The organism is Citrobacter sp. Cf125 (genome assembly GCF_030333935.1).
GTDB lineage: Bacteria > Pseudomonadota > Gammaproteobacteria > Enterobacterales > Enterobacteriaceae > Citrobacter > Citrobacter freundii.
Window position 1 is genome coordinate 1 of the sequence record NZ_JAOWEY010000018.1, and the last position, 23,817, is coordinate 23,817.

Sequence of the window (23,817 nt, forward strand, 5' to 3'; positions counted from 1 at the left end):
GTTTGTGTGAAGTGATTCACATCCGCCGTGTCGATGGAGGCGCATTATAGGGAGTTTCCTGTGGCCCGCAACCCTTAAATTGCAGAAAAATGACTGACTGCTGCATTCCACAGCAAAACCCCGCCTTATACCCATTTACGCACAGAGTTATCCACAAACCACACGATCGTTTCTACGATCCTCTCGTTATATCAGCCTCTTTCAACTGAAAAAGAAGAGGTCAAAATCGAAAATTAAAAATTCGCGAGCGTTGCGCAAACGTTTTCGTTACAATGCCCCCGCACAACAAGGATGCCCCGTAAGGGGCGTTAGCTGAGTTTTTAGCCAAGAATTCACCTAACGCTCTCTGTAATAGTCAAATCCAGGGGATTTACCATGCAACAACGTCGTCCAGTCCGCCGCGCTCTGCTCAGTGTTTCTGACAAGGCCGGTATCATCGAATTCGCTCAGGCACTTTCCGCACGTGGTGTGGAGCTGCTATCTACAGGTGGCACTGCGCGCCTGTTAGCGGAGAAAGGTCTGCCAGTGACCGAAGTTTCCGATTACACCGGCTTCCCGGAAATGATGGATGGACGCGTGAAGACCCTGCATCCGAAGGTCCACGGTGGCATTCTTGGTCGTCGCGGTCAGGATGACGGAATAATGGAACAACATGGTATCGCGCCTATCGATATGGTGGTTGTTAACCTGTATCCATTCGCCCAGACCGTCGCCCGCGAAGGCTGTTCTCTGGAAGATGCGGTAGAGAACATTGATATTGGCGGCCCGACCATGGTGCGCTCCGCAGCCAAGAACCATAAAGATGTAGCTATCGTTGTGAAGAGCAGCGACTACGACGCCATTATTAAAGAGATGGATGCCAACGACGGTTCTCTGACCCTCGACACCCGTTTCGATCTCGCGATTAAAGCCTTCGAACACACCGCCGCTTACGACAGCATGATCGCCAACTACTTCGGCAGCATGGTTCCGGCTTACCACGGTGAAAGCAAAGAAGCCGCCGGTCGCTTCCCACGTACGCTGAACCTGAACTTCATTAAGAAGCAGGATATGCGCTACGGCGAGAACAGCCACCAGCAGGCAGCCTTCTATATAGAAGAGAATGTTAAAGAAGCTTCCGTTGCCACCGCGCAGCAGGTACAGGGCAAAGCACTTTCCTACAACAACATCGCCGATACCGATGCGGCGCTGGAGTGCGTGAAAGAGTTCAGCGAACCGGCATGCGTTATCGTTAAGCACGCAAACCCATGCGGCGTGGCGGTAAGCACTTCTATTCTCGACGCTTACGACCGTGCGTATAAAACCGACCCGACCTCCGCGTTCGGCGGCATCATCGCCTTTAACCGCGAGCTGGATGCCGAAACCGCGCAGGCGATTATCTCCCGCCAGTTCGTGGAAGTGATCATCGCGCCATCCGCCACCGAAGAAGCACTGAACATTACCGCAGCCAAGCAGAACGTTCGCGTGCTGGTCTGCGGCCAATGGGCGCAGCGCGTTCCGGGCCTGGACTTCAAGCGCGTGAACGGCGGCCTGCTGGTTCAGGACCGTGACCTGGGTATGGTGAGCGAAGCTGAACTGCGCGTAGTGACCCAACGCCAGCCGACCGAGCAGGAACTGCGCGATGCGCTGTTCTGCTGGAAAGTGGCGAAGTTCGTGAAATCCAACGCCATTGTTTATGCCAAAGAGAACATGACTATTGGCATAGGCGCAGGCCAGATGAGCCGTGTGTACTCCGCGAAAATCGCCGGGATTAAAGCGGCTGACGAAGGTCTGGAAGTGAAAGGCTCTGCAATGGCCTCTGACGCCTTCTTCCCGTTCCGCGACGGGATTGATGCCGCTGCTGCCGCCGGTGTGACCTGCGTGATCCAGCCGGGTGGTTCTATTCGCGATGACGAAGTGATTGCCGCCGCCAATGAACACGGCATTGCGATGGTATTTACCGATATGCGCCACTTCCGCCATTAATCCACGGAGCAGACGATGAAAGTATTAGTGATTGGCAACGGCGGGCGCGAGCACGCCCTGGCGTGGAAAGCGGCGCAGTCGCCAAAAGTCGAAACAGTATTTGTCGCCCCGGGCAATGCGGGCACCGCGCTGGAACCCACGCTGCAAAACGTGGCCATCGGCGTAACCGATATCCCGGCGCTGCTGGACTTTGCCCAGAACGAGAAGATCGATCTGACCATCGTTGGCCCGGAAGCGCCGCTGGTGATTGGCGTGGTTGATGCCTTCCGCGCCGCCGGTCTGAAAATCTTCGGCCCAACCGAAGGTGCCGCGCAGCTGGAAGGCTCCAAAGCCTTCACCAAAGATTTCCTCGCGCGCCACCAGATCCCAACGGCGGAGTACCAGAACTTCACCGAAATCGAACCTGCGCTGGCTTACCTGCGCGAGAAAGGCGCGCCGATCGTTATCAAAGCCGATGGCCTGGCTGCCGGGAAAGGCGTTATCGTGGCGATGACGCTGGAGGAAGCCGAAGCCGCGGTTCATGACATGCTGGCCGGCAACGCGTTTGGCGACGCGGGCCACCGCATCGTGATTGAAGAGTTCCTCGACGGTGAAGAAGCGAGCTTTATTGTCATGGTCGACGGTGAGCACGTGCTGCCGATGGCCACCAGCCAGGACCACAAGCGCGTGGGCAATGGCGACACCGGCCCGAACACCGGCGGGATGGGTGCCTACTCCCCTGCTCCGGTAGTGACTGACGAAGTCCACCAGCGCACCATGGAACGCATCATCTGGCCAACCGTAAAAGGCATGGCGGCGGAAGGTAACACCTACACCGGTTTCCTTTATGCGGGTCTGATGATCGACAAACAGGGCAACCCGAAGGTTATCGAGTTCAACTGCCGCTTCGGCGATCCGGAAACCCAGCCGATCATGCTGCGTATGAAGTCCGATCTGGTGGAGCTGTGCCTCGCCGCCTGTGACGGCAAGTTGGATGAGAAAACCTCCGAGTGGGACGAACGCGCCTCGCTGGGTGTGGTCATTGCCGCCGGAGGTTATCCGGGTAATTACAATACCGGCGATGAGATCCACGGTCTGCCGCTGGAAGACGTCGCTGACGGTAAAGTGTTCCACGCGGGCACCAAACTGTCTGCAGACGATCGCGTGCTGACCAACGGTGGTCGCGTGCTGTGCGCCACCGCGCTGGGCAACACCGTGGCTGAAGCGCAGAAACGCGCTTACGCCCTGATGACCGACATCCGCTGGGATGGCAGCTTCAGCCGTAACGACATCGGCTGGCGTGCCATTGAACGCGAGCAACGCTAACGCGAAATTTTCGCCAGCAGCGTTTTACGCGTAATGCCTAACTGACGGGCGGCTTCCGTTTTATTGCCGCCCGTTTTTTCAAGCGCCGCCAGAATCACCTCCTTTTCGACATCCACCAGCGGTTGGATCTCGCCACTGAATTCCGTTTTTATCGGCGTCGCGGCAATCGCCATCGGCAGTTCACGTTCGGAAATATATTCCCCCGTCAGCAGCACCACCGAGCGCTCAATCGCATTTTCCAGCTCACGAATATTGCCCGGCCAGTCGTAGTGGATCAGCAGATCCATCGCCTGCGGAGTAAAGCCTTTCACCGCTTTACGGTTACGCGCGGCAAAACGCTGGAAAAAATGTTCGGCTAACAGCGGAATATCTTCCCGGCGCTGGCACAGCGCTGGCATTTCAATGGTGACGACGTTCAGACGATAGTAGAGATCCTGACGAAAGCGCCCGGCGCTGACTTCCTCTGCTAGATCGCGATGCGTAGCGGCTATCAGCCGGACATCAACCGCAATGGTCTGATTGCTACCAACTCGCTGCACTTCTCGCTCCTGGATAGCCCGCAGCAAACGCACCTGCATCAGCGGTGAGATATCGCCAATTTCATCAAGAAATAACGTGCCACCATCGGCTTCCACAAAGCGCCCTTCCCGGCGTTTATCCGCCCCGGTAAACGCCCCTTTCTCGTGACCAAACAGCTCGGACTCCAGCAGCGATTCATTAAGCGCCGCGCAGTTGAGCGTCACCAGCGGCTTATCGCGACGGGCGCTGCTGGCATGCAGCGCCCGGGCCACCAACTCTTTCCCCGTGCCGGAGTCTCCGTGAATGAGCACTGTCGCATCTGAGGGCGCAACCATCGCGATTTCATTGAGCAACTTCTGCATCGCCGGACTGCTGCCAATCATGCCAAACTGCGCAGCCGACGCCGATGGCAGTTCAGCGCCCATTTCCCGCGTATGCGCCAGCGCCTTTTCCAGCGTCTCCTGCAGACGGTCAAAATCCAGCGGCTTGATTAAGTAGTCCAGCGCCCCGGTTTTAAGCGCCTCAACGGCGGTCTCTACGCTGGAGAACGCCGTCATGATCAAGACCGGAATCGCCGGATTCAGCGCTTTAATCTCTTTCAGCGTTGCGATGCCGTCCATCTCCGCCATGCGTACATCACACAGCACTAAATCAAATACGCGTTCGCGCACCTGTTCCAGCGCCGCTCGCCCGCTATAGGCCAGCGCGACCTCATAACCCCAGCCGCGCAGCAGCGCCTGTAAAATGGTGCAGTGGCTGATATCGTCATCTACTACCAGAATATTGATTTTTCCGCGCGTCATCCTTGTTAATCCTGTTGTTTCGCTTTGGTCGGCAGCCAAAGGGTAAAGGTCGCACCTTTGCCCTCAACGCTTGCCACCTGAATGGTGCCACCATGCTGTTCGATAATGTTCTGCACTACCGCCAGCCCGAGGCCGGTTCCGTCAGCTTTGGTTGTAAAGTAAGGCGTAAAAATGGCCTCCAGCTGTTCCGCTGCAATTCCCTTCCCGCTATCGGTAACCACAATTTTAACGCGATCGCCGCTGCTTTCATTCGCTTCAACCGTGATCGTGCCCTGACGACCAATCGCATGAATGGCGTTCAGATACAGATTCAACAAAACCTGAGTCAGTCGGTCAGGATCGGCCTGGATAGCGGGCAGCGTAGAATTGGCCGAAAAGCGGAGCTGGATTTCCCTGCTTGCCGCATCCTGACTCACCAGGTGTAATGAGTGGGTGATAACCTCATTGAGATCCACCTGTTGCAGCGTCAGATGTGCAGGCTTCACCAGCTCCAGCAGCTCGCTCACCACCCGATTTAAACGATCCGCCTCTTTCGCCATCACCTGTGCCAGCTCATGCGACTCGCCTCCTGCCGGGGTTCGCTCGGCAAAATACTTCGCCAGACCTTTGATCGATGAAAGCGGATTACGAATTTCATGCGCCACTCCAGCCGCAAGATGCCCGAGCGCTAACAGTTTTTCTTTACGCTTCATCGCATCCTGAAGTTCTTTGTACGAGCGCTGATAGCGCTGATACCAGAAGAACGTCAGCACGGTGGCCAGCAACACAGCCGCCAGCGCACAGAGGACTATCAGTGTGTTACGCCACTCTCTTGCCTGAGTCGCGGTGAGATCGCTGGCATCAAAGGCGATAAATATGGTTTGCGCTGGGGTGATAAGCTGCCCGTCATTGCTGGCACAGCGCGCCATGCCGTGGCGTCCTGGACCATACATCGGCTGAAACTGGCGATAAATTTCCAGGGCCGGCGTTTTTTCACCATCCCTCGCTGGAATTTCAATATTCCGCCAGCTTTCTTGCTCCCCAGGACTAAGCTGTCGCAGGACATCCGGTGAATAGAGCGTTTTTCCGACCATCGCGGCATTGCTGTGAGTAATAATGACACCATGCTCATCGACGACGGCAAACCATAGCACGCCTGGTTGTACGGCCATTTCCTCCAGTAGCGTCTGCTGCTGGGCATGATGCATGCGCATCCCCATGCCTACACGCGTACCAGACTCCAGAGCGCGAATGAGCACGCTGCCTTTTTCCAGTAGCGTTTGCCGCGCGGCGCCACTTTCCCGCCCATAGTCCCGAATAGTCATAATCGAAAACCAGCCGACCAAAATCAGGATTGCCGCCAGCAAGAGTCGGCTCAACCACTTTGCCACCGTATCCTTATAAAGACGCATACGCTCTCCCTTCACCCCACTTGTTCCTTTCATCGTTGCAGGTATACAGCAGAAATCATGCCATTTTTTCCCCCAGATAACCCTGCCCTCAGACACAAACAGCTGAAAGTACCGGATAAAAATGACTCGCCAGAACGCGCCTGCGAGTCATTTTTACTCGTTTCCCTGCAAAGACGGCGGGTACAACGCCCGCAGGACTGGGATTGCCGCTTTGGCACGGAAGATGCAAAAGGGAATGTAAGCTAACCAACAGGAGAACGAACGATGAAACGGAACAACAAACTGGCACTGATTGCACTTTCTCTTATCGCACTGGGCTCCACCCCGGTACTGGCGCAGAATCACTGGGGATATGGTGATGGAATGCAGCAACGGGGCAGTACCCCAATGACCGCTGAGCAGCAGGCTGCCGCGCAGAAAATCTATGATGATTACTACTCCCAGACCAGCGCGTTGCGCCAACAGCTGACATCCAAACGTTATGAGTACAATGCACTATTAACGGCCAGTTCGCCGGACACGGCAAAAATTAATGCCGTTGCAAAAGAGATGGAAGCGTTGAATCAGTCTCTGGACGAGCAGCGTGTTAAACGCGATGTCGCAATGGCGCAGGCTGGCGTGCCGCGTGGCGCGGGAATGGGCTACGGCGGATGCGGCGGTGGCGGTAACCATCGCGGCGGCGGCCATATGGGAATGGGTCACTGGTAAAAGACTTAGTGCCTGATGACGCCATACGGATCAGGCCTGCTGACTACCTGTCTTCAGGTTTTCAGAAAGTTTTGGCTGTAGGCTGCCAGTGACAAAAATCTTCATTGGCGACTAGCAGTAGCTGCGACCCTTCGGGCGCTTCCAGCCATGCCACACTCACCTCTACGGATGAATGTTTCTGGCGGCGCTCGATATGGTTTATCGCCCACGACTCCAGGTCTGGCTTCAGCGTTTCACCTTCACAGGTTGTGACCGTGTTATCCGCATGCCAACGTCCCTGACGCAATATCACCCGTCCCTGACGCAGCGCATCGCTGGTCTGGCGAATTTGATCGGCGCGATAGCGGTAAAGCGCGATTTGATCGCTGGAAAGCTGCTGCTTTTGCCCGTCGACTTCACGCTGCATGAAGCTCAGTTCGCCCCGGTCATCGAAGCGTATACGGACATGTTCAGCCGGTTTACTGTAAACGTTGAGTTCTATGAGAGAGAGCGAATCACCCTGCCAGCGGTATTCACTGGTAGTGGTTTCGCCTTTTCGCCACGGACTAAATACCGAGAGCAAGTGAACATCGTCACCGGAGTCTTTACGCCAAATGCGTACCGCCCCCTGATCGCCAACATAGCCGCTGGCCGTGAACGGAGGAAGCTCAGAATGGCTACCGCAGGCAGACAGTAACAGAACACCTGAAAGCCAAAGCGTATGACGCCAGATGGACAAAAGGGGCGAAACCGCCCCTTCGTTAAAACTGTTCACTGCCACGCGAATTACTTAACCGCGTCTTTCAGTGCTTTACCAGAAACAAATGCCGGTACGTTAGCTGCGGCAATTTTGATTTCTTTACCGGTCTGCGGGTTGCGGCCAGTGCGCTCAGCACGGTGGTTCACTTTGAAGGTACCGAAACCAACCAGTTGTACAGCATCGCCTTCTTTCAGAGACTCAGTAATAGCAGCCAGAGTGGATTCCAGAGCAGCTTTAGCCTGTGTTTTAGACAGTTCTGCTTTGTCTGCAATTACATCAATCAGTTGAGTCTTGTTCATAAGTTATCCTTACAATGTGTTTATCGCTTGCTAAGCATCGAGTGCGACGGAAATGCCAGAAAAGCACTCTCCTGCATACACGCACCGATAGCCACTTTTTTTCGCCCCCCAAATGTAGACCAGACCGGGGGCGGATGGGAAGCCTTCAGGCACGACAAATCAGGCGTTAAATCACGTTTTGTGGTGTCATTGCTGAAAATTTATACCAATATTGCTCTCGCCAGCCTCGCGCAGGTCTGCACGCAGCCCTTTTATCAGCTCAATATCGCGTTCTTCACAGTCGGCTAAAAGTCGGAAAATTTCCCACTGAATATCCCATTCTTGCTCAACGGCAGGGTTCTCTTTGAGCTCCTCATCGGTCATTTCGCGACCAGCCTGGGTCATTTCCAGCATCGCTACCGTCGTAATCGAAGCTTTACTAACTTCAATTGCATGCTCCAGCGTTTCACCGCTAAGACGTGAATGCATCAGTTCGCTTAATGCCACACAGGCATCAATCGCCGGATAAACGCCGTACAGATCGTAATCGTCTGCAGAAGGAATGGCCTCTTCAAACTTTTCCAGCTGGCTGTCGAAATTGATTTTCGCGTCTTTAACCGTCAGCGCTTCCCAAATCAGATCCAGAATTCGGCGGTAAATCTGTCCATCGCCAAATTCAGTTTGCTTGCAGAACATGGCGTAATTCGGGTACATGCGTTCGCACAGACAGGCCATAAATGTGACGTGCTGCCAGCTTTCCAGCTTCTCCAGACGCAGGTGAATCGGATTTTGTAACATGATGAGTTCTCAAATACGGAAATTAGCCGCAGTTTACCCGATATGGGGCGCTTTTGCTGCAAGCCGCGTAAAAGCCGGGCGTTCGGATGCCACCGCATCTGCCCAGCGCGTTGGTTCCGGCAGACGATAGCCGTTCATACAGCGTTGTACCCACGCCAGTGCGCTGTCCATACTCACGCGGTGGCCCGTAGAGATAAACAACGGGTTACAGCGCGCTTTGCTGCGCCAGACCCATGCCAGTTGTTCGCCTTTATCCAGCAATGGCACTAGCGCACCGGGTTCAGCAGCGAGCGGTTCAAACTTGCCACACAGCCGTTTTTTCGCCACACCAATCGTTGGGACGTCCACCAGCAGGCCAAAATGGCTGGCCACGCCCAGACGGCGCGGGTGCGAAATGCCGTGCCCGTCAACGAACAGCAGATCGGGCTTGTGCGAGAGCAGTTGCCAGGCGGCCATCAGCGCGGGGGTTTCACGAAAGGAGAGAAAACCGGGAATGTAAGGCATGGTAGTGGCGATACGCGCCACCTTGTATTCAACCAGTTCAAGCGTGGGATACTTCAGTAAGACCATCGCGGCTCGCGTCACTTCGCCACCCTGCTCAAACCCAACGTCCGCCCCGCCGATCAGATCCGGCGGATCGTTCTTCAGACGATCCTCGCGGATCAATGAAGAGGCCAGTTCAAGCTGCTGCGCGCGTAATGACGCGAGATCCATAATGACTCCTTAGCGGTGGTACTGTTCGGACAACCGATGTACCGCCTCCACAAAGACACCCGCATGTTCTGGCGGGACGTCCTGATGAATGCCGTGGCCCAGGTTAAAGACATGCCCTTCGCCCTGACCGAATCCGGCCAGAATTGTCGCCACCTCTTCTTCGATGCGGGCTGGCGGTGCATACAGCATGGACGGATCCATATTGCCCTGTAGCGCCACTTTATGACCTACACGACGACGCGCATCGGCAATGTCAGTGGTCCAGTCGAGACCTAACGCATCACAACCGGTTTCCGCCATCGCTTCCAGCCACTGACCACCGCCTTTGGTAAACAGGGTCACAGGTACGCGACGACCTTCGTTCTCGCGTAGCAGGCCATCGACGATTTTGTGCATGTAGTACAAGGAGAACTGCTGATAGTCGCGACCGGTCAGCACACCGCCCCAGGTATCGAAAATCATCACCGACTGCGCGCCCGCTTTGATCTGCGCGTTCAGGTACAGCGTGACGCTCTTCGCCAGCTTATCAAGCAGCAGATGCAGCGCTTTAGAGTCGGCATACATCATCTTTTTAATCACGGTGAAGGCTTTGCTGCTGCCGCCTTCAACCATGTAGGTCGCCAGCGTCCACGGGCTACCGGAGAAGCCGATCAGCGGCACTTCGCCTTTCAGTTCACGGCGGATAGTGCGCACCGCGTTCATCACGTATCCAAGCCCATCTTCCGGGTCCGGGATCGGCAGTTTGTCGACGTCAGCCTTGCTGGTAATCGGAGAGGTGAAGCGTGGACCTTCTCCTGCTTCAAAATACAGCCCGAGTCCCATCGCATCCGGGATCGTCAGGATATCGGAGAAGAGGATCGCGGCATCAAGTTTATAGCGACGCAGCGGCTGCAGCGTGACTTCGCAGGCCAGCTCGGCATTTTTGCACAGCGCCATAAAATCGCCCGCTTCGGCACGGGTAGCTTTGTATTCCGGTAGATAACGGCCTGCCTGGCGCATCATCCATACCGGAGTGACATCAACGGGCTGGCGCAGCAGCGCACGCAGATAACGATCGTTCTTCAGTTCGGTCATTTTTGCAGTTCCTTATTGCGTCAGTCCATCAGTGTATCACCACTCGCTCTTTACTCGTACTCAGCCCGACACATTGCCACAGTATCTTCAATCAATCGACGCGCGACAGTACCCGGCGGGGGCAAGAGCGGTAAATCGTCATAGCGATACCAGTTCGCTTCCAGCAGCTCTTTCGGGTCGATGACGATTTCGCCGCTATCATACTCCGCCATAAATGCGGTCATCAAAGACTGTGGGAACGGCCACGGCTGAGAAGTGACATAACGCAGGTTTTTCACCTTAATGCCGCTCTCTTCCATGACTTCACGCGCCACCGCCTGCTCGAGGGTCTCGCCTACTTCGACAAAACCTGCCAGCACGGTATGCACGCCGTTGCGATGGCGAACATGTTGGGCGAGCAGGATGGAATCATCTCGGCGAATTGCGACGATTATACAGGGAGCAATTTGCGGGTAATAACGTTCGCGGCAGTGACTACAGAGCATCGCCCACTCCGTTTTACTCGGGTGCATGGGATGGCCGCAGTAACCGCAGAATTTATGCGAGCGGTAAAACTCTGCCAGCTGTACGCCTCGTCCGGCCAGTTGAAACAGGCCAACGTCCTGGTCAATGACCTGGCGCACCGACCCCATATCGTGTCGACGCTGCTGCTGCACCAGCCAGACAGTTTCCCCTTCCCACTCGCCTATTGGCAGCGCGCGCTGACCAATCAGATCAAAACGGGCTGCGTCGCCATAAGGTAGCTCGCCATGAGGTAACCATAACTTTTGCTCATGACTGACAATCCACCAGCCGCTATCTAATTTTTCAATTATACGATCCATATCTCTTGCGCAACCTTTGCTTCACAGGCATGTTGTTTACATTATTTTTACATTTACGGGTGAGCAGTTCCTAAACACCATCTTGCGGAGTCAATCATGCTAAACCAGCTGGAAAGCCTGACGGAGCACGTCGGAGGAAGTAATAAACTGGTTGATCGCTGGCTACATGTACGTAAGCACCTGCTCGTGGCTTACTACAATCTGGTTGGCATTAAGCCTGGCAAAGAATCGTACATGCGACTCAATGAAAAGGCGCTGGATGATTTTTGTCAGAGCCTGGTCGATTACCTCTCCACCGGACACTTCAGTATTTATGAACGTATTCTCCATAAATTGGAAGGGAACGGGCAGCTTTTAAAAGCCACAAAAATTTGGCCGCTGCTGGAAGCTAATACGCAGCTGATCATGGACTACTATGACTCCAGCCTGGAAACTGCGATTGATCATGATAACTTCCTTGAGTTTCAAAAGGTTTTATCGGATCTCGGCGAAGCGCTGGAAGCCCGGTTCGTGCTCGAAGATAAGCTGATCATGCTGGTATTTGATGCGATGCACGAGAGTGGCACTCTCAAACGTCCTGCTTGAGATTTGTCGCATTAACGCGTAGTTTACATTCATTACCTCTAAGATAGAGGTTACTTCTTGTCGGAGTGCTTATTTTCCACAAAAGCATTCGTGATGCGTCAAGGCGGCAAGTCAGTGAATCTCCAGGAGCTTACCTAAGTAAGTGACTGGAGTGAGCGGACGAAGCCAACAAAGAGGCAGCGCGAAGGATGACGTGGAAAAGGCTGAGACCGTTAATTCGGGATCCGCGGAACCTGATCAGGTTAAGACCTGCGAAGGGAACAAGAGTCAATCTACAACCGTTCGCCTTTGGGCGATCGCCTCTCTTGCTTCATCCGTCGTCTGACAAGCCACGTCCTTACTTTTTTGGAATGAGCTATGTCTGCCACTACTAAACCATCACGCCGCGAACAGCGCGCGCAAGCCCAACACTTTATCGATACCCTGGAAGGGACCGCCTTCCCTAACTCAAAACGCATTTATATTACCGGTTCGCAGCCGGATATCCGCATTCCGATGCGCGAAATCCAGCTTAGCCCGACGCTGATTGGCGGCAGCAAAGACAACCCGCAATTTGAAGACAACGAAGCCGTGCCGGTGTACGACACCTCCGGGCCGTATGGCGATCCTGACGTGGCGATTAACGTCCAGCAGGGTCTGGCGAAACTGCGCCAGCCGTGGATTGCGGCGCGTAACGACAGCGAAGAATTAGACGACCGCAGCTCCGCTTACACCAAAGAGCGCCTGGCCGACGATGGCCTGGACGAGCTGCGTTTCAGCGGCCTGCTGACGCCAAAGCGCGCCAAAGCCGGTAAGCGCGTGACCCAGCTGCACTACGCCCGTCAGGGGATCGTCACGCCGGAGATGGAGTTTATCGCCATCCGTGAAAATATGGGCCGCGAGCGTATTCGTAGTGAAGTGCTGCGCCACCAGCATCCGGGGATGAACTTTGGCGCTCGTCTGCCGGAAAATATCACCCCGGAATTCGTGCGTGATGAAGTCGCTGCGGGCCGGGCGATTATTCCCGCCAACATCAACCACCCGGAATCCGAGCCGATGATCATCGGCCGCAACTTCCTGGTGAAGGTGAATGCCAACATCGGTAACTCGGCGGTCACTTCCTCTATCGAAGAAGAGGTAGAAAAACTGGTGTGGTCGACCCGCTGGGGCGCAGATACGGTGATGGACCTCTCCACCGGTCGCTATATTCACGAAACCCGCGAGTGGATCCTGCGTAACAGCCCGGTGCCGATCGGCACCGTACCGATCTACCAGGCGTTGGAGAAGGTCAACGGGATCGCCGAAGATCTCACCTGGGAAGCGTTCCGCGATACGTTGCTGGAACAGGCCGAACAGGGCGTCGACTACTTCACCATTCATGCTGGCGTGCTGCTGCGCTACGTGCCGATGACCGCTAAACGCCTGACCGGAATTGTCTCACGCGGCGGTTCAATTATGGCGAAATGGTGCCTCTCACATCACAAAGAGAACTTTCTGTTCGAACATTTCCGCGAGATCTGCGAAATCTGTGCCGCCTACGACGTTTCCCTGTCACTGGGCGACGGTCTACGCCCTGGCTCGATTCAGGATGCCAACGACGAAGCGCAGTTCGCCGAGCTGCATACGCTGGGCGAGCTGACCAAAATCGCCTGGGAATACGACGTACAGGTGATGATTGAAGGCCCGGGCCACGTGCCGATGCATATGATTCAGCGCAACATGACCGAAGAGCTGGAGAGCTGCCACGAGGCACCGTTCTACACCTTAGGGCCGTTGACCACCGATATCGCACCGGGCTATGACCACTTCACCTCCGGCATTGGCGCGGCAATGATCGGCTGGTTCGGCTGTGCGATGCTGTGCTACGTGACGCCGAAAGAGCACCTCGGCCTGCCGAACAAAGAAGATGTGAAGCAGGGGCTGATCACCTACAAAATCGCCGCCCACGCCGCGGATTTAGCCAAAGGGCATCCGGGCGCGCAGATCCGCGATAACGCCATGTCGAAAGCGCGCTTCGAATTCCGCTGGGAAGATCAGTTTAACCTCGCGCTCGACCCGTTTACCGCCCGTGCCTATCACGATGAAACCCTGCCACAGGAGTCCGGCAAGGTCGCCCACTTCTGTTCCATGTGCGGGCCGAAATTCTGCTCAATGAAAATCAGCCAGGAAGTACGCGACTACGCCGCTGCGCAAACCATTGAAGTGGGGATGGCGGATATGTCGGAAAACTTCCGCGCCAAAGGCGGCGAAATTTACCTCAAACGGGAGGAAGCCTGATGTATCAGCCTGATTTCCCAACCGTACCGTTCCGACTCGGACTTTACCCGGTAGTGAACAGCGTTGCATGGATTGAACGTCTGCTGGAGGCGGGCGTACGCACAATCCAGCTGCGTATCAAAGATAAACGCGATGAAGAGGTGGAAGCCGACGTTATCGCCGCCATCGCGCTGGGGCGTCGCTATGACGCCCGCCTGTTTATTAACGATTACTGGCGGCTGGCGATTAAGCACAACGCCTACGGCGTGCATCTGGGCCAGGAAGACCTCGAAACCACCGACCTGAAGGCGATTCAGGCGGCGGGCTTACGCCTGGGGGTTTCCACTCACGATGATATGGAGATTGATGTCGCGCTCGCTGCTAAGCCTTCTTATATCGCACTCGGCCACGTTTTCCCCACGCAAACCAAGCAGATGCCTTCCGCTCCGCAGGGGCTGACGCAGCTGGCAAGTCATATTGAACGACTGGCCGATTACCCGACCGTCGCCATTGGCGGCATCAGCCTGGAACGTGCGCCCGCGGTGCTGGCAACCGGCGTCGGCAGCATTGCCGTGGTCAGCGCCATTACCCAGGCGGCTGACTGGCAGGCAGCCACGGCGCAGCTGCTCGACATAGCGGGAGTCGGCGATGAATGACCGCGACTTTATGCGTTACAGCCGGCAGATCCTGCTCGGCGATATCGCTATTGAGGGCCAACAAAAGCTGCTCGACAGCCATGTGCTGATTATCGGTTTAGGCGGGTTAGGTTCGCCTGCCGCGCTGTATCTGGCGGGAGCAGGTATCGGCAAACTGACGCTGGTAGACGATGACGACATTCATTTGAGCAATCTGCAGCGCCAGATCCTGTTTACCACTGATGATATCGCGCGTTCAAAATCGCAGATTGCCCAGCAGCGCCTGACGCGGCTCAACCCAGATATCGAACTGGTATCGCTCCAGCAGCGACTGAAAGGCGATGCGCTCCGGCATGCGGTAGCGCGTGCCGACGTGGTGCTCGACTGTACCGACAACATGGCCACGCGTCAGGAAATTAACGCCGCCTGCGTGTCGCTGAATACACCTTTGGTTACCGCCAGCGCCGTCGGTTTCGGCGGCCAGTTGATGGTGCTCACGCCACCGTGGGAGCAAGGTTGTTACCGCTGCCTGTGGCCGGATGATGTAGAGCCTGAACGCAACTGCCGTACCGCCGGTATCGTCGGCCCGGTTGTCGGCGTGATGGGCACCTTGCAGGCGCTGGAAGCCATCAAACTGCTTAGCGGCATTGCGACGCCCAGCGGCGAGTTACGCCTGTTTGACGGTAAAACCAGCCAGTGGCGCAGCCTTGCGCTGCGTCGGGCCAATGGCTGCCCGGTATGTGGAGGGCAACATGCAGATTCAGTTCAATGATGAGCCGATGCAGTGCGCCGAGGGACAAACCGTCAGCGGGCTGCTCACCGAGCTTAATCAGCTTAAACCGGGCGCGGCGCTGGCGCTCAATCAGCAGATCCTGCCGCGCGAGCAGTGGCAGCAGCAAATCGTGCAGGAAGGCGACCAGATCCTGCTTTTTCAGGTTATTGCAGGGGGTTGATATGTTACGTATTGCCGACAAAACGTTTGGTTCACATCTGTTCACCGGTACCGGAAAATTTGCCTCATCGCAGCTGATGGTCGAGGCGATTCGCGCCTCCGGCAGCCAGCTGGTCACGCTGGCCATGAAGCGCGTGGATTTGCGCCAGCATAACGATGCCATTCTGGCCCCGCTTATCGACGCGGGCGTGACGCTGCTGCCTAACACCTCCGGAGCGAAAACCGCTGAAGAGGCGATTTTCGCCGCCCAACTGGCGCGTGAAGCGTTGGGCACAAACTGGCTGAAATTAGAAATCCACCCAGATGCCCGCTGGCTATTGCCGGATCCGATTGAAACACTAAAAGCTGCCGAAGCGCTGGTGAAACAGGGCTTTGTGGTGCTGCCCTACTGCGGTGCGGACCCGGTACTGTGCAAGCGGCTGGAAGACGTGGGCTGCGCGGCGGTGATGCCGCTCGGCGCACCTATCGGCTCTAACCAGGGGCTGGAAACCAAAGCGATGCTGGAGATTATTATCCAACAGGCCACTGTGCCAGTGGTGGTCGACGCCGGGATCGGCGTGCCCAGCCATGCGACGCAGGCGCTGGAAATGGGCGCTGACGCGGTGTTGGTCAACACGGCGATTGCCGTGGCGGACGATCCGGTGATGATGGCCACCGCTTTCCGTCTGGCGGTTGAAGCGGGCCTTCTGGCGCGCCAGGCCGTCCCCGGCAGCAAAAGCTCGCTCGCGCAGGCCACCAGCCCGTTGACGGGATTTCTGGAGGCACTGGCATGAATACCTTCAGCGACCGCTGGCGACAGCTGGACTGGGACGACATCCGCCTGCGCATCAACGGTAAAACCGCCGCTGACGTGGAGCGCGCCCTCAACGCTTCGCATCTTAGTCGCGACGATCTGATGGCATTGCTCTCTCCTGCCGCCGCCGATTATCTGGAGCCGCTTGCGCAACGGGCGCAAAAGCTCACCCGTCAGCGTTTTGGCAACACGGTGAGCTTTTACGTGCCGTTGTATCTCTCCAACCTTTGTGCCAACGACTGCACCTACTGCGGTTTTTCGATGAGCAACCGTATCAAACGCAAAACGCTGGACGAAGATGAGATACAACGTGAGTGTGCGGCTATCCGTGAGCTGGGCTTTGAGCATCTGCTACTGGTCACCGGTGAACATCAGGCCAAAGTGGGGATGGATTACTTTCGTCGCCATTTGCCTGTCATTCGCCGACAGTTTGCCTCTTTACAGATGGAAGTACAGCCGCTGTCAGAGGCTGAATATGCGGAGCTGAAGACGCTGGGACTGGATGGCGTGATGGTGTATCAGGAGAGCTATCATGAGGCGATTTACGCCCGCCACCATCTGAAGGGGAAAAAGCAGGATTTCTTCTGGCGACTGGAAACGCCGGACCGGCTGGGCCGCGCAGGGATCGACAAAATCGGTCTTGGCGCGTTGATTGGTTTGTCCGACAGCTGGCGGGTTGACTGCTATATGGTAGCTGAACATCTGCTGTGGATGCAGCAGCATTACTGGCAGAGCCGCTACTCTATCTCCTTCCCTCGCCTGCGCCCATGCACCGGAGGCGTTGAGCCTGCATCGATCATGGATGAGCGACAGCTGGTCCAGACCATTTGCGCGTTTCGTTTACTCGCACCAGAAATTGAGCTGTCGCTCTCCACCCGCGAATCGCCATGGTTTCGTGACCATGTGATCCCGTTGGCAATCAACAACGTCAGCGCCTTCTCAAAAACCCAGCCCGGTGGTTATGCCGATAACCACCCCGAACTGGAACAGTTCTCCCCGCACGACGATCGTCGCCCGGAAGCCGTTGCTGAAGCACTGATGGCGCAGGGATTACAGCCCGTGTGGAAAGACTGGGACAGCTATCTGGGACGCGCGGCACAGATGCCCTAAGCCCAACGCTATCGCATAAACAAAAAAACCCGCTTTCGCGGGTTTTTTCTTCACTGGTGCTTAACTGCTCGGGCTCTGGCCTTCATCGCTATCGTAAGCCTTCGTGAAATTATCGGCGTTTACAGCGCGACAACGTTAACAGCAGACGGGCCTTTAGCGCCATTCTCCACGGAGAACTCCACCTTTTGACCTTCGTCTAACGTTTTAAAATCGTTACTCTGGATAGCGGAAAAATGCACAAACACATCCTTGCTACCGTCCTGAGGAGTGATAAAGCCGAAGCCTTTATCAGAGTTAAACCATTTTACTAAACCAGTCATTTTGTTAGACATAGATACTTCCTTTCATGTTTTTGAGCCGCTTATGCAGCGAAGATGGCCTGTTTTGCAGAAATTAACTTATGGGGCACTTAGGGAGGAGGCTCATGAAGAAGAGTATCTGAGGATAACGCTTGAACTGAGAACTGCTTTACTAAAACTGCTTGCATAAGGTCTGTGTTCCAAACCGATGCCGCTATAGTAGACCTACTTCTAATCATTAAGCAAGCATTAATTTTTTTAATACCCACTGAGTGATGCAATGTTGAACCAACGCGGCTAAGCATCCTGGATAACAGCTTGATCTACAATGAACAAAAGCCCCGACTATTGCAGTCAGGGCTTTACGTTACTACACACTTCAAATTTAACATTAATAAACTTAACGATTTAATACTGCTGATGGTACTACTTTAAAATGTACACGTTTACTACAGATAATATTGGATATTGATACTAACTAAAGCTTTCCTCTATTTACCGTTAAACACATTCCACCCGCTTGATAATAGAACTCAAGGCTGGTGACCTAAACAAGTACACTTCCCCTCGCGACATATACTCTTTGATGCGTTGCCTTATTTCCCTCGTGATAACCAAAAAAGCAGAAATCACGAACAATTACTATTAAATCATGGCGTTACATCGTCGCGTTTTACTGATTTTTTGCGATTAGATATATCAACTACGTGGCCTGAAAGCATTGTCGAGGTGAAAAAATAGCGTTTTCAGCATCGACTATCCCATACAAAAATACTTCGTGGCCTTTATCGCAAACCCCAATCAAGCTCTACTAACACTTACTACGTTAACAGCAAACTACAATTTCTCCGCTGTTAAGTATTAACATACGGGTTTAAAAAACGCTGTCAATACTGTTTTTTATAACATGTCTTTATTGACAGTAATTATATATTCCAGCATGTGATAAGCGAGTCAAAAAGCCGCTGGTCCCGGTCCAGATCGCAGGGTTTGGCCTCTTTTTGTAACCGGTTTCAGAAAAAGCGGTTTTCTTTGTGATGCCTTGCACACAATCGTTGCAAAGCAGTTGTTGCTATAGCTGGCTCGCGATAATTATCAACTCACACATGTTGATCGAGACTACTTATGAAAAACATCGTTTTATGCTGTGCCGCCGGAATGTCCACCAGCATGCTGGTGCAAAGGATGAAAGATGCCGCCCAGAAAAAAGGCGTCGACGTTACTATCAAAGCCGTCCCGGTGGCCGAGTTTGAAGAGAATATCGCTACAGCGGATATCGTTTTGCTCGGTCCACAGGTTAAGTATGAACAGGCCAAGCTACAGGCGATCGCCGACCCACTAGGCAAAAAGGTCGCCGTTATCGACATGATGGATTACGGCATGATGAAAGGCGATGCGGTACTGGACAAGGCGCTGAAACTACTGGAGTGATGGTATGGAAGAGTTAGAAACGATCATCATGGAGTTATTGGTAAACGCTGGCGCTGCACGCAGCCAGGCCCTGACGGCATTGCAACTGGCGCGTAAAGGTGATTTCTCCGGTGCAGAACAAGCGATGACGGAATCACGCGAGTACGTTAAACAAGCGCATAAAATCCAGACCCAGCTGATCGGAATTGACGAAGGAACCGGCAAGCTACCGGTTAATCTCATCACCGTCCATTCGCAGGATCACCTGATGAACGCGATGGTGATTCAGGATTTGGCGGGAGATATGATTGAGCTTTATCGGCGGTTACCGCCGGTAAATTAATGACACTGCCGGATGGCTTCGTAGCCTCGTAGACCTGATAAGCGTCATCAGAAATAAACCTGGACATAAAAAAACCCGCCGAAGCGGGTTTTTTATTATGGTCGGCAACGATTAATCGTTGTCAGAACCGCCCAGGCCTGCGTTCAGCAGTTCTGCCAGGCTGGCAGACGCATCTTCAGCAGTCACCTGCGGTGCAGCTGGCAGTTCGCCCGCTGCGCGACGGCGCATACGATCCTGGTGGTACGCGTAACCGGTACCTGCCGGGATCAGACGACCCACGATTACGTTCTCTTTCAGACCGCGCAGTTCATCACGTTTACCTGCAACAGCGGCTTCGGTCAGGACACGCGTGGTTTCCTGGAACGATGCTGCAGAGATGAAGGACTCGGTTGCCAGAGACGCTTTGGTGATACCCAGCAGATCGCGGGAGAACGTTGCACCCACTTTGCCGTTCGCTTCCAGCTCGCGGTTAGCGATCTTGACGCGGGAGTATTCAACCTGCTCGCCTTCCAGGAAGTCGGAGCTACCAGCGCTTTCGATGGTGGCTTTACGCAGCATCTGACGAACGATAACTTCGATGTGTTTATCGTTAATCTTAACACCCTGCAGACGGTATACGTCCTGAACTTCGTTAACGATGTAACGAGTTACAGCATGCACACCACGCAGACGCAGGATGTCGTGCGGCGCTTCCGGACCGTCGGAAACCACGTCACCACGTTCTACACGTTCACCTTCGAACACGTTGAGCTGACGCCATTTCGGAATCATCTCTTCGTACGGTTCGCTACCGTCTACCGGGGTGATAACCAGACGACGTTTACCTTTGGTTTCTTTACCGAAGGAAATGATGCCGCTGATTTCAGCCAGGATTGCCGGCTCTTTCGGACGACGTGCTTCGAACAGGTCAGCAACGCGCGGCAGACCACCGGTGATATCCTTGGTACCGCCGGATTCCTGCGGAACACGCGCCAGGGTGTCACCAGAACTGATCTGTACGCCATCTTCCAGCTGAACAATCGCTTTACCCGGCAGGAAGTACTGAGCAGGCATATCGGTGCCTGGGATCAGAACGTCGTTGCCCTGAGCATCAACAATTTTCAGTGCCGGACGCAGGTCTTTACCACCCGCAGTACGCTCTGCAGAATCCAGAACCACCAGAGAAGACAGACCGGTCAGCTCGTCGGTCTGACGAGTAATGGTCTGGCCGTCGATCATGTCAGTGAAGCGGACAAAACCACTCACTTCGGTGATAACCGGCATGGTGTGCGGATCCCAGTTTGCTACGGTTTCGCCGCCAGCAACCTGTTCGCCATCACCTTTCGCCATAACGGAGCCGTAAGGCACTTTATAGCTTTCTTTGGTACGGCCGAATTCGTCGATCAGTTTCAGTTCGGTGTTACGTGAGGTGATAACCAGTTTGCCGCTGGAGTTCACAACCGACTTCGCATTGCTCAGACGGATGCTACCTTTGTTTTTCACCTGAATGCTGGATTCAGCAGCCGCACGAGATGCCGCACCACCGATGTGGAACGTACGCATCGTCAGCTGTGTACCCGGTTCACCGATGGACTGTGCCGCGATAACGCCGATTGCTTCACCTTTGTTGATGATGTGGCCACGCGCCAGGTCACGACCGTAGCAGTGCGCACATACACCAAAGTCGGTGTCACAAGATACAACAGAACGGACTTTGACGGAGTCAACGGAGTTCTCTTCCAGCAGGTCACACCACTGTTCGTGCAGCAGCGTGTTGCGTGGAACCAGAATATCCGCCGTACCCGGCTTCAGAACGTCTTCAGCAGTCACACGACCCAGAACGCGATCGCGCAGCGGCTCTTTAACATCACCACCCTCGATAACCGGGGTCATGGTGATGCCTTCCAGAGTGCCGCAATCGTCTTCAGTAACAACCAGGTCCTGCGCAACGTCGACCAGACGACGAGTCAGATAACCGGAGTTCGCTGTTTTCAGTGCGGTATCCGCCAGACCTTTACGCGCACCGTGAGTAGAGATGAAGTACTGGAGTACGTTCAGACCTTCACGGAAGTTCGCGGTGATTGGCGTTTCGATGATGGAGCCATCTGGCTTCGCCATCAGACCACGCATACCGGCCAGCTGACGAATCTGTGCTGCAGAACCACGCGCACCGGAGTCGGCCATCATGTAGATGCTGTTGAAGGAAACCTGCTGCTCTTCTACGCCGTCACGGTTAATAACGGTTTCGGTTTGCAGGTTATCCATCATCGCTTTGGATACACGATCGTTCGCCGCAGCCCAGATATCGATAACTTTGTTATAGCGTTCGCCCGCGGTTACCAGACCAGACTGGAACTGCTCCTGGATCTCAGCAACTTCAGCTTCCGCTTCAGAGATGATCTCGTGTTTCTTCTCTGGGATGACCATGTCATCAATACCAACAGATGCACCTGAACGCGCTGCATAAGCAAAGCCGGTGTACATTGTCTGGTCAGCGAAGATAACAGTCGGCTTCAGGCCCAAAATGCGGTAACAGGTGTTCAGCATTTTGGAGATAGCTTTCTTGCCCAGCGCCTGGTTGACGATGGAGAAAGGCAGACCTTTCGGTACGATCATCCACAGAATGGCGCGACCAACGGTCGTGTCTTTCAGACTGGTGTGCGCAACGAATTCGCCGTTTTCATCTTTTTCGTATTCAGTGATACGCACTTTAACGCGCGCATGCAGAGAGGCCAGACCTGCGCGATAGATACGCTCAGCTTCTTTCGGGCCAGTCAGCACCATGCCTTCGCCTTTGGCGTTAACACAGTCACGGGTCATGTAGTACAGACCCAATACAACGTCCTGAGACGGAACGATGATAGGTTCGCCGTTCGCCGGAGACAGGATGTTGTTGGTAGACATCATCAGCGCACGCGCTTCGAGCTGGGCTTCCAGCGTCAGCGGTACGTGAACAGCCATCTGGTCACCATCGAAGTCGGCGTTATATGCCGCACAAACCAGCGGGTGAAGCTGGATAGCTTTACCTTCGATCAGTACAGGTTCAAATGCCTGGATACCCAGACGGTGCAGTGTTGGTGCACGGTTCAGCAGTACCGGGTGTTCGCGGATAACTTCGTCCAGGATATCCCAAACGACAGCTTCTTCACGCTCAACCATTTTCTTAGCGGCTTTGATGGTGGTGGCCAGGCCACGCAGTTCCAGCTTGCCGTAGATGAACGGTTTGAACAGTTCCAGTGCCATTTTCTTCGGCAGGCCGCACTGATGCAGACGCAGGTATGGACCTACGGTGATTACAGAACGACCGGAGTAGTCAACACGCTTACCGAGCAGGTTCTGACGGAAACGACCCTGCTTACCTTTGATCATGTCGGCCAAAGATTTCAGAGGACGTTTGTTAGAACCGGTGATCGCACGACCGCGACGACCGTTATCCAGCAGGGCGTCAACCGCTTCCTGCAGCATACGTTTTTCGTTGCGTACGATGATGTCCGGCGCAGCCAGATCCAGCAGACGCTTCAGACGGTTGTTACGGTTGATAACGCGACGATACAGATCGTTCAGATCCGACGTTGCGAAACGACCACCATCCAGCGGAACCAGCGGACGCAGATCTGGCGGCAGAACCGGCAGAACGGTCAGGATCATCCACTCTGGCTTGTTGCCAGACTGTACGAAGGCTTCCAGCAGTTTGATACGCTTGGTTAGCTTCTTACGCTTGGTTTCGGAGTTGGTTTCGTTCAGCTCTTCGCGCAGAGTTTCACACTCTTGCTCCAGATCCATGCTCTTCAGCAGGGCCTGGATTGCTTCCGCACCCATCTTCGCGTCGAATTCGTCACCGAACTCTTCCAGCGCGTCCAGATACTGCTCTTCAGTCAGGATCTGTTGACGTTCCAGATTAGTCATACCGCCTTCGATAACCACATAAGATTCGAAGTACAGTACGCGTTCGATATCACGCAGCGGCATATCAAGCAGCAAACCGATACGGGACGGCAGAGATTTCAGGAACCAGATGTGAGCAGTCGGAGACGCCAGCTCGATGTGGCCCATACGCTCACGGCGTACTTTGGTCTGGGTCACTTCAACGCCGCACTTCTCACAGATCACACCACGGTGTTTCAGGCGCTTGTACTTACCGCACAGGCACTCGTAGTCTTTTACCGGCCCAAAGATACGGGCGCAGAAAAGGCCGTCACGTTCAGGTTTGAACGTACGGTAGTTGATGGTTTCCGGCTTCTTAACTTCACCGAAAGACCATGAACGGATCATGTCTGGCGAGGCCAGAGCAATTTTGATCGCATCAAACTCTTCGGTTTTAGTCTGCGCTTTCAGAAACTTTAATAAATCTTTCACGG

General features: G+C 54.6%; 23 protein-coding genes. 13 read left to right on the plus strand and 10 right to left on the minus strand.

The features are described 5' to 3' along the window. Window positions 1-375 precede the first annotated feature (375 nt). The gene (gene purH, locus OGV89_RS03810) at window positions 376-1,965 is read left to right on the plus strand and encodes a bifunctional phosphoribosylaminoimidazolecarboxamide formyltransferase/IMP cyclohydrolase (RefSeq protein ID WP_003845317.1); all 1,590 of its coding nucleotides are present in this window, start codon (window positions 376-378) and stop codon (window positions 1,963-1,965) included. A gap of 15 nt (window positions 1,966-1,980) precedes the next feature. Further along, window positions 1,981-3,270 carry a phosphoribosylamine--glycine ligase gene (gene purD, locus OGV89_RS03815; RefSeq protein WP_003033057.1) on the plus strand — a complete coding sequence of 430 codons (1,290 nt, stop codon included), beginning with the start codon at window positions 1,981-1,983 and terminating at the stop codon, window positions 3,268-3,270. Here the strand turns inward: purD and zraR are convergent. Continuing rightward, a complete protein-coding gene (zraR, locus tag OGV89_RS03820) occupies window positions 3,267-4,592 on the minus strand; it encodes a sigma-54-dependent response regulator transcription factor ZraR (protein WP_003845319.1) in 1,326 nt (441 codons plus the stop codon). The genes purD and zraR overlap by 4 nt on opposite strands. A 5-nt stretch (window positions 4,593-4,597) precedes the next feature. Beyond that, entirely contained in the window at window positions 4,598-5,983 is a 1,386-nt protein-coding gene (zraS, locus tag OGV89_RS03825) for a two-component system sensor histidine kinase ZraS (RefSeq protein ID WP_003845320.1), read from the minus strand. Between the two features lie 57 nt (window positions 5,984-6,040). Between zraS and OGV89_RS03830 the strand changes: the two genes are divergently transcribed. Beyond that, a complete protein-coding gene (locus tag OGV89_RS03830; RefSeq protein ID WP_152025446.1) occupies window positions 6,041-6,229 on the plus strand; it encodes a hypothetical protein in 189 nt (62 codons plus the stop codon). Window positions 6,230-6,247: 18 nt separating this feature from the next. Beyond that, a complete protein-coding gene (gene zraP / locus OGV89_RS03835) occupies window positions 6,248-6,691 on the plus strand; it encodes a zinc resistance sensor/chaperone ZraP (RefSeq protein ID WP_003842009.1) in 444 nt (147 codons plus the stop codon). Window positions 6,692-6,752: 61 nt separating this feature from the next. Here zraP and OGV89_RS03840 read toward each other — a convergent pair whose 3' ends face one another. The 6 genes from OGV89_RS03840 to nudC form a co-directional block, all read right to left on the minus strand. Next, window positions 6,753-7,445, minus strand: coding sequence for a DUF1481 domain-containing protein (locus tag OGV89_RS03840; RefSeq protein ID WP_003842011.1), 693 nt, complete (start codon window positions 7,443-7,445; stop codon window positions 6,753-6,755). Between the two features lie 11 nt (window positions 7,446-7,456). After that, window positions 7,457-7,729 (minus strand): nucleoid-associated protein HU-alpha, encoded by a 273-nt coding sequence (gene hupA, locus OGV89_RS03845; protein WP_001044509.1) that lies wholly within the window; start codon window positions 7,727-7,729, stop codon window positions 7,457-7,459. A gap of 186 nt (window positions 7,730-7,915) precedes the next feature. After that, a complete protein-coding gene (locus OGV89_RS03850) occupies window positions 7,916-8,506 on the minus strand; it encodes a YjaG family protein (RefSeq protein ID WP_003842015.1) in 591 nt (196 codons plus the stop codon). A gap of 33 nt (window positions 8,507-8,539) precedes the next feature. Then, the gene (gene nfi / locus OGV89_RS03855) at window positions 8,540-9,220 is read right to left on the minus strand and encodes a deoxyribonuclease V (RefSeq protein ID WP_003033072.1); all 681 of its coding nucleotides are present in this window, start codon (window positions 9,218-9,220) and stop codon (window positions 8,540-8,542) included. Between the two features lie 9 nt (window positions 9,221-9,229). Further along, window positions 9,230-10,294, minus strand: a complete 1,065-nt coding sequence (gene hemE, locus OGV89_RS03860; RefSeq protein ID WP_003845324.1) for a uroporphyrinogen decarboxylase — start codon at window positions 10,292-10,294, stop codon at window positions 9,230-9,232. A 50-nt stretch (window positions 10,295-10,344) separates the two neighbouring features. Then, a complete protein-coding gene (gene nudC / locus OGV89_RS03865) occupies window positions 10,345-11,118 on the minus strand; it encodes an NAD(+) diphosphatase (protein ID WP_003033074.1) in 774 nt (257 codons plus the stop codon). Window positions 11,119-11,214: 96 nt separating this feature from the next. Between nudC and OGV89_RS03870 the strand changes: the two genes are divergently transcribed. The 7 genes from OGV89_RS03870 to thiH all read left to right on the plus strand — a co-directional run bounded on the left by OGV89_RS03870 (window position 11,215) and on the right by thiH (window position 17,428). Continuing rightward, a complete protein-coding gene (locus OGV89_RS03870) occupies window positions 11,215-11,703 on the plus strand; it encodes an Rsd/AlgQ family anti-sigma factor (protein ID WP_003033077.1) in 489 nt (162 codons plus the stop codon). 357 nt (window positions 11,704-12,060) lie between these two features. Beyond that, complete coding sequence (gene thiC / locus OGV89_RS03875; RefSeq protein ID WP_048216976.1) at window positions 12,061-13,959, plus strand: phosphomethylpyrimidine synthase ThiC; 1,899 nt, start codon at window positions 12,061-12,063, stop codon at window positions 13,957-13,959. Next, the gene (gene thiE, locus OGV89_RS03880; RefSeq protein ID WP_032937283.1) at window positions 13,959-14,594 is read left to right on the plus strand and encodes a thiamine phosphate synthase; all 636 of its coding nucleotides are present in this window, start codon (window positions 13,959-13,961) and stop codon (window positions 14,592-14,594) included. Before thiC ends, thiE begins: the two co-directional genes overlap by 1 nt. Next, a complete protein-coding gene (locus OGV89_RS03885) occupies window positions 14,587-15,345 on the plus strand; it encodes a HesA/MoeB/ThiF family protein (RefSeq protein ID WP_032937282.1) in 759 nt (252 codons plus the stop codon). The genes thiE and OGV89_RS03885 overlap by 8 nt, the downstream gene beginning before the upstream one ends. Continuing rightward, window positions 15,326-15,526 carry a sulfur carrier protein ThiS gene (gene thiS / locus OGV89_RS03890; protein WP_003033088.1) on the plus strand — a complete coding sequence of 67 codons (201 nt, stop codon included), beginning with the start codon at window positions 15,326-15,328 and terminating at the stop codon, window positions 15,524-15,526. Before OGV89_RS03885 ends, thiS begins: the two co-directional genes overlap by 20 nt. A gap of 1 nt (window position 15,527) precedes the next feature. Continuing rightward, complete coding sequence (thiG, locus tag OGV89_RS03895; RefSeq protein WP_032937281.1) at window positions 15,528-16,298, plus strand: thiazole synthase; 771 nt, start codon at window positions 15,528-15,530, stop codon at window positions 16,296-16,298. Beyond that, window positions 16,295-17,428, plus strand: coding sequence for a 2-iminoacetate synthase ThiH (thiH, locus tag OGV89_RS03900; protein WP_054527942.1), 1,134 nt, complete (start codon window positions 16,295-16,297; stop codon window positions 17,426-17,428). The genes thiG and thiH overlap by 4 nt, the downstream gene beginning before the upstream one ends. 119 nt (window positions 17,429-17,547) lie before the next feature. Here thiH and cspG read toward each other — a convergent pair whose 3' ends face one another. Beyond that, window positions 17,548-17,760, minus strand: coding sequence for a cold shock protein CspG (cspG, locus tag OGV89_RS03905; RefSeq protein ID WP_003033098.1), 213 nt, complete (start codon window positions 17,758-17,760; stop codon window positions 17,548-17,550). A 1,092-nt stretch (window positions 17,761-18,852) separates the two neighbouring features. Between cspG and OGV89_RS03910 the strand changes: the two genes are divergently transcribed. Both OGV89_RS03910 and OGV89_RS03915 read left to right on the plus strand, forming a co-directional pair. Beyond that, entirely contained in the window at window positions 18,853-19,158 is a 306-nt protein-coding gene (locus OGV89_RS03910) for a PTS sugar transporter subunit IIB (protein WP_003033102.1), read from the plus strand. 4 nt (window positions 19,159-19,162) lie between these two features. After that, window positions 19,163-19,480, plus strand: coding sequence for a PTS lactose/cellobiose transporter subunit IIA (locus OGV89_RS03915; RefSeq protein WP_003033104.1), 318 nt, complete (start codon window positions 19,163-19,165; stop codon window positions 19,478-19,480). Window positions 19,481-19,591: 111 nt separating this feature from the next. Here the strand turns inward: OGV89_RS03915 and rpoC are convergent, their stop codons facing one another. Beyond that, window positions 19,592-23,815: a DNA-directed RNA polymerase subunit beta' gene (gene rpoC / locus OGV89_RS03920; protein WP_003033107.1), complete on the minus strand. Its 4,224-nt coding sequence runs from the start codon at window positions 23,813-23,815 to the stop codon at window positions 19,592-19,594. Window positions 23,816-23,817 lie beyond the last annotated feature (2 nt).

Bases quoted from the DNA above. Each gene is read 5' to 3' on its own strand.
- purH (WP_003845317.1), top strand. From the start codon at position 376: ATGCAACAACGTCGTCCAGTCCGCCGCGCTCTGCTCAGTGTTTCTGAC.
- purD (WP_003033057.1), top strand. From the start codon at position 1,981: ATGAAAGTATTAGTGATTGGCAACGGCGGGCGCGAGCACGCCCTGGCG.
- zraR (WP_003845319.1), bottom strand. From the start codon at position 4,592: ATGACGCGCGGAAAAATCAATATTCTGGTAGTAGATGACGATATCAGC.
- zraS (WP_003845320.1), bottom strand. From the start codon at position 5,983: ATGCGTCTTTATAAGGATACGGTGGCAAAGTGGTTGAGCCGACTCTTG.
- OGV89_RS03830 (WP_152025446.1), top strand. From the start codon at position 6,041: ATGCCATTTTTTCCCCCAGATAACCCTGCCCTCAGACACAAACAGCTG.
- zraP (WP_003842009.1), top strand. From the start codon at position 6,248: ATGAAACGGAACAACAAACTGGCACTGATTGCACTTTCTCTTATCGCA.
- hupA (WP_001044509.1), bottom strand. From the start codon at position 7,729: ATGAACAAGACTCAACTGATTGATGTAATTGCAGACAAAGCAGAACTG.
- OGV89_RS03850 (WP_003842015.1), bottom strand. From the start codon at position 8,506: ATGTTACAAAATCCGATTCACCTGCGTCTGGAGAAGCTGGAAAGCTGG.
- nfi (WP_003033072.1), bottom strand. From the start codon at position 9,220: ATGGATCTCGCGTCATTACGCGCGCAGCAGCTTGAACTGGCCTCTTCA.
- hemE (WP_003845324.1), bottom strand. From the start codon at position 10,294: ATGACCGAACTGAAGAACGATCGTTATCTGCGTGCGCTGCTGCGCCAG.
- nudC (WP_003033074.1), bottom strand. From the start codon at position 11,118: ATGGATCGTATAATTGAAAAATTAGATAGCGGCTGGTGGATTGTCAGT.
- OGV89_RS03870 (WP_003033077.1), top strand. From the start codon at position 11,215: ATGCTAAACCAGCTGGAAAGCCTGACGGAGCACGTCGGAGGAAGTAAT.
- thiC (WP_048216976.1), top strand. From the start codon at position 12,061: ATGTCTGCCACTACTAAACCATCACGCCGCGAACAGCGCGCGCAAGCC.
- thiE (WP_032937283.1), top strand. From the start codon at position 13,959: ATGTATCAGCCTGATTTCCCAACCGTACCGTTCCGACTCGGACTTTAC.
- OGV89_RS03885 (WP_032937282.1), top strand. From the start codon at position 14,587: ATGAATGACCGCGACTTTATGCGTTACAGCCGGCAGATCCTGCTCGGC.
- thiS (WP_003033088.1), top strand. From the start codon at position 15,326: ATGCAGATTCAGTTCAATGATGAGCCGATGCAGTGCGCCGAGGGACAA.
- thiG (WP_032937281.1), top strand. From the start codon at position 15,528: ATGTTACGTATTGCCGACAAAACGTTTGGTTCACATCTGTTCACCGGT.
- thiH (WP_054527942.1), top strand. From the start codon at position 16,295: ATGAATACCTTCAGCGACCGCTGGCGACAGCTGGACTGGGACGACATC.
- cspG (WP_003033098.1), bottom strand. From the start codon at position 17,760: ATGTCTAACAAAATGACTGGTTTAGTAAAATGGTTTAACTCTGATAAA.
- OGV89_RS03910 (WP_003033102.1), top strand. From the start codon at position 18,853: ATGAAAAACATCGTTTTATGCTGTGCCGCCGGAATGTCCACCAGCATG.
- OGV89_RS03915 (WP_003033104.1), top strand. From the start codon at position 19,163: ATGGAAGAGTTAGAAACGATCATCATGGAGTTATTGGTAAACGCTGGC.